The organism is Ruminiclostridium cellobioparum DSM 1351 = ATCC 15832 (genome assembly GCF_000621505.1).
GTDB lineage: Bacteria > Bacillota > Clostridia > Acetivibrionales > DSM-1351 > Ruminiclostridium > Ruminiclostridium cellobioparum.
In genome coordinates this window covers 28750-43418 of record NZ_JHYD01000044.1, presented here as the reverse complement: position 1 = coordinate 43418, position 14669 = coordinate 28750, and the positions used below count along the sequence as shown (strand labels likewise).

Genomic DNA, 14669 nt, shown 5'->3' with positions numbered 1-14669 from the left:
TCTTGTCACACAATATTTCTTTTTCTACATTTGTTTTTGACAAACTTTTGTAAATTAACTATGTATAATTAGGAATGGATAAAAAAGAAGGTTGATGTAATAACTCGGCATAAAAACAAAGGCGCTTGAATAATAGTAAAGTATGGACTAATAGTGTTTATGCGTTATTTTACTATTGGGTGAGGGAAACAAAGTGGAAATATATTTGGATATTCTGTTACTTGAAAATTTAGTTATAAATTATTTGATACTTTATGTTACAGCAAAGTTCTCCCGGGTAAGGGTCAGTACTCTCCGACTGTTTGCAGGAGCAATAGTGGGAGCACTTTATGTGATATTCATAATATTACAGCCGGGAATGAAGGTATATTATACGGCATTTGCCAAAATACTGCTGTCTGTTTTCATAATAGCAATAACCTTTTCGCCGCGGAAGGTTTTGCCGTTCTTAAAAACATTGGTGATCTTCTACATATCTACCTTCATATTTGCAGGGGCAGCCCTGGCCTTTTTGTATTTCAACCAGCAGGGCGGGTTTGTAAGAAATGGCATAATATATGTTTTCGGACAGTCCAGGGGCAGTTTGATGTTCTTTGGTATTGTGACGGTAGGCATAATCGTCAAGATTTTCATGGAGGTTATTCAAAGCAGGATCAACAAGGATAAGCTGCTTATCCCTGTAAAGATAGCTTTTGATAATAGAATAATCGGTTTGCCGGCTCTGGTGGATACAGGTAATTCACTGAGGGACCCCCTTACAAATATTCCGGTTATGGTAGTTGAATTTAAAGCATTGGAAGAACTTCTGCCGTCGGAAATAAGAAGTATTTTTGAGAACTCCAAGGAGGATGATCTCAATTGTGTAACTGCGACAATATCAACCTCCAGGTGGTTTTCCAGATTCAGACTGATCCCCTTTAGTTCTCTGGGAAAAGAAAATGGCATGCTTATAGGTTTTAAACCGGATTTTATTGAAGTTGGAGAGGAAGAAGAAAAACGTGACATAAAAAATGTAATTGTGGGAATATACAACAGATCCTTATCCGGAAATGATAAGTACAAGGCATTACTGGGACCGGAATTAGTCGCTTAGCCATATGTAACATACAAATGCACACAGGATATTTAACTGCATTTTAATTACGCTTTACCAATTTATCCACATTTGAAAGGGGACAGCCAAATGAAATTTTTTACCAGACTGAAAATGTGCTTTCTTATAAGCTATGAGAAGCTTTTAAGAAAGCTGAAATTAGGAGGGATATTTCCTGTTCATTACATAGGGGGCAGTGAGGCCCTGCCGCCACCGCTTACCGTTGATGAGGAGACCTATCTTCTGCATAAGCTTGAACAGAGTGATTACGGCGTAAAGAGCATTCTGATCGAAAGAAATTTAAGGCTGGTAGTCTATATAGCAAGAAAGTTTGAGAACACCGGTGTTGGTGTTGAAGACCTTATTTCCATTGGCACGATCGGACTGATTAAGGCTATAAATACCTTTAACCCCTCAAAAAATATAAAGCTGGCAACTTATGCATCACGGTGCATTGAAAATGAAATACTAATGTATCTCAGGAGAAATAACAGGGTAAAAGCTGAGATTTCAATTGATGAACCTCTGAATATCGACTGGGACGGAAATGAATTGCTGTTATCGGATATTCTGGGAACTGAAAATGATATGATTCACAGAAGCATTGAGGACGAAGTCGATAAGGAGCTTCTCAATACTGCAATGAAAAAATTATCCATCCGGGAAAAAAGAATTATGGAATTGAGATTCGGTCTCACAAACGGTGTGGAAAAAACTCAAAAAGAAGTAGCAGATATGCTTGGAATCTCCCAATCCTACATATCCCGTCTTGAAAAAAGAATAATAAGCCGGTTGAAAAAGGAAATCAGCCGCATGACCTGACAGGACTGCAAAAGGCCTTAAAATAGGCTTTGTCAAGGCCTTTGACGAAAATATTTTACTTGTGAAAACAGTATAAAAAGTACCTCCATGGCAATAATGATATTGACAAAGTCAATCTTAATAATTGACTTTGTTATTATAGCTCGGGAGGTTTTTATATGCTTATTAATAAAGTTGAAATCTGTGGTGTTAATACTTCAAAACTTCCTGTTTTGACAAATGAACAGAAAAAAGTGCTGTTCGAAAGAATGCATAAGGGTGATAATTCTGCCAGGGATGAATTCATCAAAGGCAATCTCAGGTTGGTCTTAAGTGTGATTCAGAGGTTCAATAACAGAGGCGAATATGTGGACGATCTGTTCCAGGTCGGCTGCATCGGATTAATTAAAGCTATTGATAATTTTGATGTTTCTCAAAATGTTAAATTCTCAACCTATGCTGTTCCTATGATAATCGGTGAAATCCGGAGATATTTAAGAGACAACAATTCCATAAGGGTCAGCAGGTCCTTGAGAGATATTGCTTATAAGGCTTTGCAGGCCAAGGAAAGACTGACTACGAAAAATTCCAAGGAGCCCACCATCGCAGAGCTTGCAGCCGAGCTCCAGCTCCCCAAGGAGGATATTGTATTTGCTCTGGATGCCATACAGGATCCCATTTCATTATTCGAATCAGTATATCATGACGGCGGGGATGCAATATTCGTAATGGATCAGGTCAGTGACGACAAGAATATTGATGAGAACTGGCTGGAGACCATAACCCTGAAGGAGGCCATGAGAAAGCTCAATGACAGGGAGAAGCTTATTCTCAATCTAAGATTTTTCGAAGGCCGCACCCAGATGGAAGTTGCAGATGAGATAGGAATTTCACAGGCTCAGGTGTCCAGGCTGGAAAAAACAGCTCTGATGCATATGAAAAAGTATATCTGAGGCGGGCAGGCAGCCGGACTTTTTAGCAGTATTCAAAAAAGGTATACAAATTTTTTCAAATAAGGTAAAATGGATATTGAATTATGGAGGATTAAAAAATGAAGTGTCCATTTTGCGGTTTTATTGAAGATAAGGTCATTGATTCCAGACCTACCGATGAAGGCTCGGCTATTCGAAGAAGAAGAGAGTGCATAAAGTGTTCCAAAAGGTTTACGACTTATGAAAAGGTTGAAAGCCTTCCTTTGATGGTAATAAAAAAGGACAAATCCAGGCAGCCCTTTGACAGGGAAAAGTTAATGAACGGACTTTTAAGGGCATGTGAAAAAAGGCCCATATCAATTAATGATCTTGAAAAAATGGTTGAAAATATAGAAACCCAGCTCCATAACTCCCTCATCAGGGAAGTAACTACCGAGGATATCGGAGAGATGGTAATGGCAAAGCTTAAGAACATGGACGAAGTGGCATATGTAAGATTTGCATCGGTGTATCGCCAGTTTAAAGATATCAATACATTCATGGATGAGCTGAAAAATCTGCTGAGAGACGAAAAATAGGAATTTAACCGCCGGCAATATGTGACTTTTAGGTGTTACAGACCACTGGTTGTGAGCTGCTTCTTAAATAAACAGAAGCAGCTTTTATATTTATAGGATCAAAAAACGGGATTAGCCCGTAAAATTTACCTGATACTGTTTTGGACTTACTCCGACTACTTTCTTGAAGATCCTGCTAAAATGAGGGAAATTTTCATATCCCACTTTGGCAGAGACATCGCTTACACGTTCCCCCTGGGCCAATAAAGCCTTTGCCTTTTCAATACGCACCTGTATGATATAGTCCTGCAGTGCGGTTCCAGTCTCCAGTTTGAAAATCCGGGAGAGATAGTTGGAATTGTAGTTAAAGGCTCTTGAAAGGCTGCTTACAGATATATCTGAGGAAATCTGCTCCTCTATCATATATTTTATTTTTTCAACAACTTTCCTGTTCTGAGTCAGCTGCATATTTGCAATGTAATCCATGTATTGATTGATGGCTCCGTAACATAAATCCTCAAAAACCTCAAGTGATATGAGGGTATTTGAAGCTTCAAAAAACTCCTTATAATTTTTTCCCCACTGGTTGATGCGGACATTCCTTTGCAGGGAATCCGATATGAGAGTACCCGTTACAGCGTGATATGTCTGCAAAATATTATCCTGGGTCTGATATTCGGGCTGTCTGAGCTCCTTGAATATTTCTGCTATCCTGCCGGTCAATTTTTCCCTTTGAAAAGTACTTAGCAGAGTTAACAAGGAGGGTCGCTTAAGCAGTGTTTTTAGTTCACTGGACTGCTTTTTATCGTCTGCTTCCGGCCCGAGTATTCCGCCCGACAGCATGCCGATCCGCCTCCTTATACGCTCTGATATGCCTTGATAGGCTTCTCCTATTTTAGCCAGTTCAACAGGGAAATCCCAGAATATGGAGACAGTGCAGCCCAGTGATTCGGTGATGGAAAGCTGGAAAAACTCAAGCCGGTCTACAATTTGTTTGAATAATAAGTTTAGCCATCCCCGGTCCTGGCTTAAAAAGAGAAGATTGTAGCTGTCCGTCATGCTGTGATAGGTTATGGTTCTGCAATTTTCACATAAAAGCTGAAAGGATAGATCTTTTAATGCAATATTCACGATACTTGAATTAACAGGCTGGGAGATCCATTCATCTACTTTTATGGTAACAAAAAAGCCATAATCCCCCGGATATATGTCTAAACCGGTTTCGGCCAGAGCACCGGAGGTTTTCCAGGGAGCCTCCATACCTTTTTCAAGCCATAGATTGAGATATCTCTCCTGTATGAAAGGTCTTATCTGGTCTATTTTTTTCTTGGCTTCTTCGACTATGAAGCTTTGTTGCAAATCCTGCTTAATCTCAGATAATGCCTCTGCAACTATTAATTTGAGAGCCTCATATTCAAGGGGTTTAAGTACGTAGCGGAAAACTTTGATATTGATTGCCCGCTGGGCATAGTCAAAATCCTTATAGCCCGACAAAATAATTATTTTTGTATACGAATTCAGCTTAAGTATCCTGTCACATAATGTCAGACCGTCGGTTCCTGGCATGCGGATATCGGTAATCACTATGTCTATATGATGGCTTCCCAGTATTTCCAATGCAGAGGGGACATCGGCAGCACGGAAAACATCTCTGATTTCAAGTTCGTTCCAATCGATATTGTAATACAGACCGTCAAGTATGCTCTTTTCATCATCTACCAGTAATAAATTATACATTTTTCAGCAGCTCCTGTTCCTGTTTTATTATTGTTTTTGGAATACTGAAGGTAAATTTTGTTCCGCGACCCATATCAGTGCTGATGTTTAACTCCACTTCCCCGCCGTACATGAGCCTGAAGCGGGAGAAAACATTTTGGATGCCGTGTGTCTTATCTGAGAAATCCAGGTTTAGCTGGCTTAAAATATTCCCGAGTTGTTCCTGGCTTAAGCCTATTCCATTGTCTTCAACAATCAGCTGTACATTTTCGTCTACACATATGGCTTTTATATCTATGAAATTTTTCCTGTTATGATTTACAAATGCGTGTGAAATGGCGTTCTCAACTATGGTCTGCAATGAAAGGGAAGGAATGATCATCTCTTCAAGCCCGGCATCAATCAGACAATTGTAATCAAACTTTTCGGGGGAGCGCAGTTGATGTATTTTGAGATAAAGTTTAATATTTTCCATTTCCCGCAGGATTGTTGTGTCCTTATCGTCAAAATGGGTGATCTTCTGGTAGAAGTGTCCGAGATACATGGTCATATCTGCGGCATTATCCAGGTTCTCGCTTTTTATCATATTATAAATGCTGTAAAGACAGTTGTACAGGAAATGGGGCTTTATTTGAGATTTTAAAAACTTTAAATGTGCTTTGTTTAAATTCTCCTGTGCCAGATATTTTTCTTTTAAGGATTTATCCAGTTGATCCACCATGTTATTAAACTGTACCGACATCATGCCGAATTCCGAATTATTGATTATATGGGTATGAGACTGAAAATCCCCCTCTGCCACCCGTTTCATGGCATCCACCAGTACATTGGCCGGGGAATATATTTTTCTGTATGAAACAATAATATAAAAGGCAACCGCAATGGCGGCAAAAATCAGGATGGCTACCAGGAACGACATCATCCGGGTAACGGGACTGAGGATCTCTTTTTCATTATATATGATTCCGATTATACATTGGTAAGTATCCAGTTTGCTGAAAACTATACGGTAAAGGCCGTCCTTGTCCTTATATGTAAAGGGTTCGGATTTTGTATTGTTGTTGTTCTGCTCCATAATATTCTGAAGAATATTTTGATTTAATATATTATCCTTGTCCAGCTTAAAGACTTTGCCGTTTATGTCTATAAGAAAGGAAGCCATGATTTTGTCATTGTCTCCAAATAAAGCCTTAAGCTGCCCCACGATTTCCGACTCGCTTATCTCTATGGAAATCAGCGGGCGGCTCTGCCTGGGGTAGGCATAGCCTTTGATAATAGAGTAGCACTTTTCATTGGGGTTTCTCAGTGAAGGCCTGACAGCCCATATGGGTTGATCTCTGTTCAATTCCTGCAAATTTCCAAGCATATTGTATTTGCTGAAGGAGTCAACACCGTATTTTGTGGAAATAACACGCTTCTGAATGGGAAGAATGACCGATACATTTGAGGCAATAAACCGGGATGCGAAATAGAGGGACAGCCTCGATTTAAAAATGGTATAACTCCACAAATCCAGGCTGTTTTTATCCATGACCGACATTTTGACCAGATCTTCATCCACTAAAAGCGGAGCAGCTGTCATTTCAAGATCTCTTAATTTGTCGGAAAACTGATCCGAAATTAACTTTGTATTGTTTGCATAGGAAATGTCATACTCGTCACGCAGCATATCCATGCTGGAATAGCTGTATATAAGGCACAGGGCTATGGTAGGAACTATTACAAGCAGAAAACCCCCCGCCAGTATTCTTATAATGGAAGAGTGCAATAACTTTTGAAGGCCCTTCATAAAATCCTCCTGAGTATGAGCAATATATTTAAGTAAGTAATATTTCGCATGACAATATTAACACTTTACATAAAATTTTTAAAGTAAAATCGGCTTATTTTTGTCTATTTTGTATATGATGTCTGATTAGTGCAAATAAAATATGATTAAATCATGTACTCAAAATCTTTCTGTTGTTAACATTGATAAAGTAGCAGACAATATTTTAATATTTGGAGGAGGAATATTAAGCATGAAAAGAAAATTGATTTCGGTGGCAAGCATGTTAATTGCAGGTTCTTTGTTGTTTTCTGCTTGTGGCTCTGATTCGGGAACAACGGCTTCGGAAACCCAAAGCTCAAGTTCCGGTACAGGTGCGCAGGCTTCGGGAACATCAGGGGAAAAGAGTTATTTTAAAAAATACGATGAACCTATAACTCTTACAACACATGCGGTTGTCGGTGCCGATACCATGTATCAGGACGGCGGGACAGCTGAAAATAATGCCTGGACTCAATGGCAGAAGGAACACCTGGGTATAATATGGAAACTGAAATGGGTTGCACCTGACGGAGCCACCGACCAGCAAAAACTTGATCTGGCTTTTGCAAGCGGAGATCTCCCGGATGTTATCAGTCCAACTAAAGAACAGCTGGCAAAATATGTTGCGGAGGATCAGATTCTGCCTTTGAATAATCTGATTGAAGATTATGCCTCTCCATTGATAAAGTGGGCTATTGGGGAAGCGAAAGAAAGAACAAAAGGTTCTTTGTTCCTGCCTTTTACAAAAGCCGGACAAATATACGGTTTTCCCGTTATGAAGGAATTGATGGATTATTATAACACAAACTTCATCCGGGATGATATTTTAAACCAGATGGGTGTAGCTGTACCTAAAACCCTTGCCGAATATGAAAATGTTCTTGAAAAATACCATCAGCAGTATCCAAAGGGCTATGGCCTTGGTATGGATAACACCTTGAGTGCACAGGCAATACCTATGGCGGCATATAAGGCTTATCCGAAGCACTGGGTCAAAACCGGCAACGGAGAGATAGTTTATGGAAGCATACAGCCTGAAGCCCGCGAGGCTCTTGTAAAATTGGCCGAATGGTATAAAAAGGGCTATATTGATCCGGAATTTGCCGTAAAAGACAATTCCAAGCTTCAGGAAGATGTTGTCCAGGGAAATATACTGACCTATTATGGGCATTGGGCAAGCATAGCAGCGCCCTTTAACGGAATGTGGAGCAAGGTAGCGGGTTCCAATGTGACCTGTATGCCAAATTTAACCGGGGAAGACGGTAAGACTGGAGTAATGGCAAACCCATGGTTTGATGGCTCAAGAGCAATAACCAAGGCCTGCAAGAATCCTGAGGCTGTAATGTATCTTTTAAATGAAAACTGGGATTCCTTCTATAGAAATTACACGGATCTCCGTGAAAAGATGAAAAACGAATACGGATATGAATTTAAGTACCCTGTAACCGAAGAAAGAAAACCGTTAAATGTTGACCAGGTTGCCAGGGATTATCCCGGTGCGGCTCAGCCGAGACAGCTCTGGAAATATGATTATCCGGCAGACCTTGAAGGCTGCGGATTTATGAACAGTTTCTATACACATTATACAGTCTTGTTCGGATTTACCGGAGGACCGGTCAGCATAGCAAACGGCGCACTGGCATCCATGGCTGATGCGGTAAACAAGAATGATACTTCTGTTCTGATCGGTGAAGGAAAGAATATGTACGCCGAGTGGACCAATACCAACCCTAAAATGCTTACAACCTTTGCAAGTACATATAACTACTGGAGCGAATTTGAAAAAACCGACGAGTTTTCGGCAGACGCCTTTTCAGGAGCTGCAACTCCGACCATGACAGAAAAGAAGCAATATCTCGATAAATTGGAGCTGGAAACCTATACCCGTATAATAATGGGGTCACTGCCCATCACTGCTTTTGATGAATTCGTTCAGAACTGGAAAAAGAACGGCGGAGATCAGATAACCAAAGAAGTAAATGAATGGGCCAAGGGGCTTTAATTGAACCAATTATATTTTAACTATAAATTTGTTGTTTATTTGTACATGGGAGGCCAATCCGGCTGGCCCATGTACAAATAAAACAGCAGGAGACGGAGCGACAATGCACACAACATACATCAAGCAAAAATGGCCATTGTATGCCATGCTTGTAATACCGGTTTTTTTTGTAATCCTTTTCAACTATGTTCCATTGTATGGCGTTGTGATAGCTTTTAAAAATTACAGTCCCGCAAGAGGTTTCTGGGGAAGTGAATGGGTCGGTTTAAAGTGGTTTGAAACAGCTGTTAATATGCCGGATTTTAAGTTTATATTACGAAATACATTTGTTATTGCTGTTGGGAAAATTATTTTCGGACAGGTTTTTTCCATAATATTCGCACTGCTTTTAAATGAAATCAAAAATAAAGTCTACAAAAAGACTGTGCAGACAATAACATACTTTCCTCATTTCCTATCCTGGGTTATTATCGGCGGAATATTTACAGATATGCTTTTGACCAGGGGAATTATAAACCAGCTTATAGGTCTCTTCGGAATCAAGCCCATATTCTTTTTAGGCAGCAACCAATGGTTCCAGCCCACTGTAGTTATCCTTGAAACCTGGAAAGAGTTCGGCTGGGGAGCAATAATTTATCTGGCTGCAATGACCAACATAAATCCTGAGATTTATGAGGCGGCAATCATGGACGGGGCAAGTCTGTTCAGAAGGATATGGAATGTCACTTTACCGGGAATAAGTTCAATTATAGTTATGCTGGCTGTTCTGAGTATAGGAAATATATTGAATGCCGGCTTCGAGCAGATACTTGTGCTCTATAACCCTGCGGTATATCAAACGGGTGACATTCTCGACACTTTCATATACCGTCAGGGACTTCTGCAGGCGCAATATTCACTATCAACCGCTATTGGTTTGTTCAAATCAATTATCGCATTGACACTGACACTGTTAGCTAATTTTCTGGCAACAAAATATACCGATTACAGAATTTTTTAGGGGGCAGATAACAATGAATATAACCTATACAAAGGGAGAGCGGATTTTTAATTTTTTCAATTATTTTCTCCTTGCCATTATTACTTTGACCTGCATATTGCCAATGATCCATGTTATCGCTCTTTCGCTAAGCGATACGGTGTCCGCCACTTCAAACTCGGTACGGTTCTGGCCCAAAGGATTCAATTTTGCGGCATATGAAACAATGTTCAGCAATTCGGCTTTTATAAAAGCACTTGGTGTATCGGTTTTTAGAACTATCGTAGGTTGTTCGGTCAATATGCTTGTAACAATTTTGGCGGCTTATCCGCTTTCAAAAGAAAACCGTGAGCTTAAGGGAAGAAAATTTTTAAGCTTCTTCTTCATAATTCCCATGATGGTAAGCGGAGGCTTGATACCTCTGTTTATACTGGTAAAAAACCTTCATATGCTGGATAGTATCTGGTCATTGATTCTTCCGGGCTGTGTGCCGATATTTAACGTAGTGATGATGATGAACTTTTTCCGAGGAATAAATAAGAGTATTTTTGAATCGGCTTCCATTGATGGGGCAAATGAATTTGTTATTCTTTTAAAAATTGTAATTCCGCTCTCAATGGCATCCATTGCCACACTTTCTCTTTTCCAGCTGGTGGGACATTGGAATGATTGGTTCGGAGCTACGATATATATAAATGACAGAAATAAATGGCCGCTGCAAACGCTGCTTCACAATATGCTTACCACAATAGATTTCAGCAATTTCAGTGCCGCTGATGTGAACAGGCTGAAACAATTATCGGACCGTTCCTTCCGCGGAGCAATGATTGTTTTTGCAACAATACCGATTTTATTTGTATATCCCTTTATGCAAAAGTATTTTATCTCGGGTGTGACCATCGGTTCGGTAAAAGAATAGGAGATAAGCCATGAACAATTATAATGACCATTATAATGAAGAACTTTTCAAAAATCCTCCTGCAAGGTTCAGAGGAGCACCATTTTGGGCATGGAATACAAAGCTTGAAAAGGATGAGCTTTTGAGGCAAATTGATATTTTTAAGGCAATGGGGATGGGAGGCTTCCATATACATTGCCGCTCAGGGCTGGAAACGGAATATCTGGGTGAGGAATATATGGAGCTTGTGGGAGCATGTAACGAAAAGGCCAAAAAAGAGGAAATGCTGTGCTATCTCTACGATGAAGACCGCTGGCCTTCGGGTTCGGGCGGCGGCCTCGTCACAAAAGACAGAAAGTACCGGGCAAGGTATCTGAGCTTTGGTCCGGCGGATGTTAATGAAAATAACAGCATTTCAACAAATTCGGAGGATAACGCCGGCAGGCAGGAAAGTGACGGCAAATCCGTCATTGCCAGATTTGCGGTCACTCTGAAAGACGGGTTCCTGCAGGAATATAAACGGCTGCAGGCTTCTGAAACCGCAACCGGCGGGGCGTCGGTATGGGAGGCAGCCCTGGTTATAGCCGAAGATAATCCCTGGTTCAACAACCAGGCCTATGTTAACACTCTGGATAAAAAAGCCATCGAAAGGTTTATAGAGGTGACCCACGAAAAATATTATGAGAAGTTCGGTGACGATTTCGGTACGGCAATTCCCTCAATTTTCACTGATGAGCCTCAATTTACACATAAACAGACGCTGAAATTTTCCACTGACAGAACTAATATCGCATTGCCGTTTACCGATGATTTTGAGGAAACATACAAGTCGGTATATGGTGAAAGTATTATTGATCATTTGCCGGAACTGGTCTGGGAATTGCCCGAGGGTAAGATTTCCGCCGCAAGATATAATTATCACGATCATGTTGCCGAAAGATTTTCTTCAGCTTTTGCCGACACCGTCGGAAATTGGTGTAAAGCCCATAATATAAAGCTTACAGGGCATATGATGGAGGAGCCGACTTTACAGTCGCAAACAGCCGCTCTCGGAGAAGCCATGCGGTCATACCGCTCATTTGATATGCCCGGTATTGATATGCTTTGCGATTGGAGGGAATATACAACTGCAAAGCAGGCCCAATCTGCCGCGCACCAGTATGGTAGAACCGGTGTTTTAAGTGAACTGTATGGAGTTACAAACTGGGATTTTGATTTCAGGAACCACAAGCTGCAGGGTGACTGGCAGGCGGCTCTCGGTGTGACACTGCGGGTTCACCATCTGACCTGGGTGTCGATGAATGGGGAAGCAAAGCGCGATTACCCTGCCAGCATCGGCTATCAATCCCCATGGTATAAGGAATACAGTTATATTGAAGACCATTTTGCAAGGCTGAATTCGGCACTGACCAGCGGTAAGGCAGAGGTCAGGGTTGGAGTGATTCATCCTGTCGAATCATACTGGCTGTATTATGGGCCCAACGATAAAACCGCCGGAAGAAAAAAAGAGCTGGATGATAATTTTCATGCAATCACAAACTGGCTTTTGTTTGGTCTGGTGGATTTCGATTTCATTGCGGAATCACTTCTGCCGTCACAAGCACCAAAGGCATATGACGGGAAACTGGCAGTGGGTGAAATGGAATATGAAACCATAATAGTTCCCAACTGTATAACTCTGCGCAGTACAACCCTGCAGCAGCTTAAAGCCTTCAAAAAAGCCGGGGGCAGGCTTGTCTTCGCCGGGGAAACGCCTACTCTGCTGGATGCCGGGCCTTCACAGGAGGTTCAGGCTTTTGTAAAGGAATGCGAATGTATCCAATTCAATTATAATAAAATCCACAGTGCAATTTCCGGCAGCAGAGACGTCGACATCATCAATACAAACGGCCAAAGACCGGACAGGTATATTTACCAGCTTCGAAAAGACGGCAAATACAGGTGGCTCTTTATATGTAATGCGAAACCTGCGGAAAATCCCGATATACCCAGGGAGGACAAATTGAAAATAACAGTGGGGGGAGTCTGGAAACCGACGCTTTACGATACTCTAACGGGAGAAATCCACCCTCTTGCCGCAGAATATGACAACGGAAAAACTGTAATTTCCCGTTCCTTTTATGACCATGACAGTCTGCTGCTGCTGCTTGAGGAAGGACGGGCCAGGGAGCCGGAAAAACCATATGAATATAATGTGCAAAGGCTTACAGAGCTTTCACAGCCGGTTTCTTTCAGTCTTTCTGAACCTAATTCACTGGTTCTGGATTGTGCCGAGTATTCATTTGACGGTAAGGAATGGAATTCCAGGGACGAGGTTTTGAGGATAGATAACAGGTTCAGAGAACTGCTTGGCTATCCCCTGCGTATGGAAGCCTGGGCACAGCCCTGGTCGGTTGAAAGGCAGGAAGAGGAAAAGCATGTCCTGGGGCTGAGATACAGTTTTGAATCGGAGATTGAAATCAGGGACTGCTATCTGGCACTTGAAAACATTTCAGGAACAGAAATTATTGTCAACGGTGAAAGTGTCAAAAAAGAAACCGAGGGTTATTTTGTTGATAAATGCATTCAAAAGGTGAAGCTCCCTGCGATAAAAAAGGGCACAAATCAGATAATACTATACATAGACTTCTATTCAAGGACCAATGTGGAATGGTGCTATCTGCTGGGCTCCTTTGGGGTCAGTGTTGCCGGAAGTGCCGCAAAGCTGATAGATATGCCGAAATCCATCAATTTTGGTGATTATGGCAGTCAGGGTTTCCCATTCTACACCGGAAATATAAAGTACCATAATGTAATAAATGTAGATAGCGGTAATTATAAACTGGATTTCTCATCATACCGCTCAACGGTCATGAAGGTCTTTGCGGATGGCAAGGAACGGGGAATAGTTGCCTTTGCTCCGTATACCGTTGATTTGGGGGAGTTGGGCAAGGGAGAACACAGCATTGATATTTTATGCTGCGGCAACAGATATAATTCTTTTGGGGCCCTGCACAATTCAGACTCTTCTGAAAAGTGGCACGGTCCCAACAGCTGGCGCACGGAGGGGAAGAAATGGTCCTATGAGTATCAGCTGAGAGAAATGGGAGTACTGGTCACACCAAGGCTGATAAAGTATTAAAGTAATAAAATATAAAACTATTAATATGTTAAGAGTTTTTAAGCCATGTATATAAGCACGGGAAACGGTGCTTATATACATGGCTTTTTTATGGGCTTTAGCCTGTTGAGTATGAGTGAGTTTCTCGGCAGAGAAATGAGCCATACGAAACAATAAACCACCCGCTATGCGGGTTCGCAACAGAAGTTATACAAAAAAATCACCTTTCCATTAAAATAGAGTTGTTCAAGCTACTATATTAACGAGAGGAAAGGTGATTTTAATGGCAAATAAAGAAAATAGTTTAGCACATACCAAATGGATGTGTAAGTATCACATAGTATTCACTCCAAAGTATAGACGAAAAGTGATATATAATCAATACAAACAAAGTATACGAGAAATACTGATACGATTATGCAAGTACAAAGGAGTGGAAATACTTGAAGGGCATCTAATGCCAGATCACATACACATGTTAGTAAGCATACCACCCAAAATAGCAGTTTCAACGTTTATGGGATATTTGAAGGGAAAAAGTGCATTGATGATATTCGATAAGCATGCAAACTTAAAGTATAAGTTTGGGAATAGGCATTTCTGGGCAGAAGGATTCTATGTAAGCACGGTAGGGCTTAATGAAGCAACTATTAGAAAGTATATACAAGAGCAGGAGAAACACGATATTATGGTGGATAAACTAAAATTTAAAGAATATGAAGACCCCTTCAAGGGGTAGCAAAGGTGGCAAAGGCAATAGTAACTTGAACAAAGTGAAAGC

Annotated in this window: 11 protein-coding genes; 9 read left to right on the top strand and 2 right to left on the bottom strand. The window is 41.0% G+C overall.

Annotated features, from left to right (window positions below):
* Window positions 1-193 precede the first annotated feature (193 nt).
* The 4 genes from spoIIGA (at window position 194) to nrdR (ending at window position 3404) form a co-directional block, all read left to right on the top strand.
* Window positions 194-1093, top strand: coding sequence for a sigma-E processing peptidase SpoIIGA (spoIIGA, locus tag T344_RS0116055; RefSeq protein WP_027629559.1), 900 nt, complete (start codon window positions 194-196; stop codon window positions 1091-1093).
* A gap of 90 nt (window positions 1094-1183) precedes the next feature.
* Complete coding sequence (sigE, locus tag T344_RS0116050; protein ID WP_004626955.1) at window positions 1184-1915, top strand: RNA polymerase sporulation sigma factor SigE; 732 nt, start codon at window positions 1184-1186, stop codon at window positions 1913-1915.
* A 158-nt stretch (window positions 1916-2073) separates the two neighbouring features.
* Window positions 2074-2847 carry an RNA polymerase sporulation sigma factor SigG gene (gene sigG / locus T344_RS0116045; protein WP_004626884.1) on the top strand — a complete coding sequence of 258 codons (774 nt, stop codon included), beginning with the start codon at window positions 2074-2076 and terminating at the stop codon, window positions 2845-2847.
* Between the two features lie 98 nt (window positions 2848-2945).
* Window positions 2946-3404: a transcriptional regulator NrdR gene (nrdR, locus tag T344_RS0116040; RefSeq protein ID WP_004626895.1), complete on the top strand. Its 459-nt coding sequence runs from the start codon at window positions 2946-2948 to the stop codon at window positions 3402-3404.
* Window positions 3405-3515: 111 nt separating this feature from the next.
* On the opposite strand, the gene T344_RS0116035 is transcribed toward nrdR, so the two are convergent.
* Together T344_RS0116035 and T344_RS0116030 are read right to left on the bottom strand one after the other, a co-directional pair.
* Entirely contained in the window at window positions 3516-5120 is a 1605-nt protein-coding gene (locus T344_RS0116035; RefSeq protein ID WP_027629558.1) for a response regulator transcription factor, read from the bottom strand.
* Window positions 5113-6888 (bottom strand): sensor histidine kinase, encoded by a 1776-nt coding sequence (locus T344_RS0116030; protein ID WP_027629557.1) that lies wholly within the window; start codon window positions 6886-6888, stop codon window positions 5113-5115. Before T344_RS0116030 ends, T344_RS0116035 begins: the two co-directional genes overlap by 8 nt.
* A gap of 232 nt (window positions 6889-7120) precedes the next feature.
* Here T344_RS0116030 and T344_RS0116025 point away from each other — a divergent pair, with 232 nt between their 5' ends.
* From T344_RS0116025 to tnpA, 5 genes are all read left to right on the top strand, one after another.
* The gene (locus T344_RS0116025; RefSeq protein WP_027629556.1) at window positions 7121-8911 is read left to right on the top strand and encodes a type 2 periplasmic-binding domain-containing protein; all 1791 of its coding nucleotides are present in this window, start codon (window positions 7121-7123) and stop codon (window positions 8909-8911) included.
* Between the two features lie 103 nt (window positions 8912-9014).
* The gene (locus T344_RS0116020) at window positions 9015-9911 is read left to right on the top strand and encodes an ABC transporter permease (protein WP_027629555.1); all 897 of its coding nucleotides are present in this window, start codon (window positions 9015-9017) and stop codon (window positions 9909-9911) included.
* A gap of 13 nt (window positions 9912-9924) precedes the next feature.
* Window positions 9925-10809 (top strand): carbohydrate ABC transporter permease, encoded by an 885-nt coding sequence (locus T344_RS0116015; protein ID WP_004626980.1) that lies wholly within the window; start codon window positions 9925-9927, stop codon window positions 10807-10809.
* Between the two features lie 10 nt (window positions 10810-10819).
* On the top strand, window positions 10820-13909 hold the full coding sequence (locus tag T344_RS0116010; protein ID WP_027629554.1) for a glycosyl hydrolase family 2 protein: 3090 nt from the start codon (window positions 10820-10822) through the stop codon (window positions 13907-13909).
* Window positions 13910-14171: 262 nt separating this feature from the next.
* Window positions 14172-14627: an IS200/IS605 family transposase gene (gene tnpA, locus T344_RS0116005; RefSeq protein WP_027629553.1), complete on the top strand. Its 456-nt coding sequence runs from the start codon at window positions 14172-14174 to the stop codon at window positions 14625-14627.
* Window positions 14628-14669 lie beyond the last annotated feature (42 nt).

What these genes read in the sequence shown, in the direction of transcription:
- tnpA (WP_027629553.1), top strand. Translation starts at nt 14,172, where the DNA reads ATGGCAAATAAAGAAAATAGTTTAGCACATACCAAATGGATGTGTAAG.
- T344_RS0116025 (WP_027629556.1), top strand. Translation starts at nt 7,121, where the DNA reads ATGAAAAGAAAATTGATTTCGGTGGCAAGCATGTTAATTGCAGGTTCT.
- sigG (WP_004626884.1), top strand. Translation starts at nt 2,074, where the DNA reads ATGCTTATTAATAAAGTTGAAATCTGTGGTGTTAATACTTCAAAACTT.
- sigE (WP_004626955.1), top strand. Translation starts at nt 1,184, where the DNA reads ATGAAATTTTTTACCAGACTGAAAATGTGCTTTCTTATAAGCTATGAG.
- T344_RS0116020 (WP_027629555.1), top strand. Translation starts at nt 9,015, where the DNA reads ATGCACACAACATACATCAAGCAAAAATGGCCATTGTATGCCATGCTT.
- T344_RS0116035 (WP_027629558.1), bottom strand. Translation starts at nt 5,120, where the DNA reads ATGTATAATTTATTACTGGTAGATGATGAAAAGAGCATACTTGACGGT.
- nrdR (WP_004626895.1), top strand. Translation starts at nt 2,946, where the DNA reads ATGAAGTGTCCATTTTGCGGTTTTATTGAAGATAAGGTCATTGATTCC.
- T344_RS0116030 (WP_027629557.1), bottom strand. Translation starts at nt 6,888, where the DNA reads ATGAAGGGCCTTCAAAAGTTATTGCACTCTTCCATTATAAGAATACTG.
- T344_RS0116015 (WP_004626980.1), top strand. Translation starts at nt 9,925, where the DNA reads ATGAATATAACCTATACAAAGGGAGAGCGGATTTTTAATTTTTTCAAT.
- T344_RS0116010 (WP_027629554.1), top strand. Translation starts at nt 10,820, where the DNA reads ATGAACAATTATAATGACCATTATAATGAAGAACTTTTCAAAAATCCT.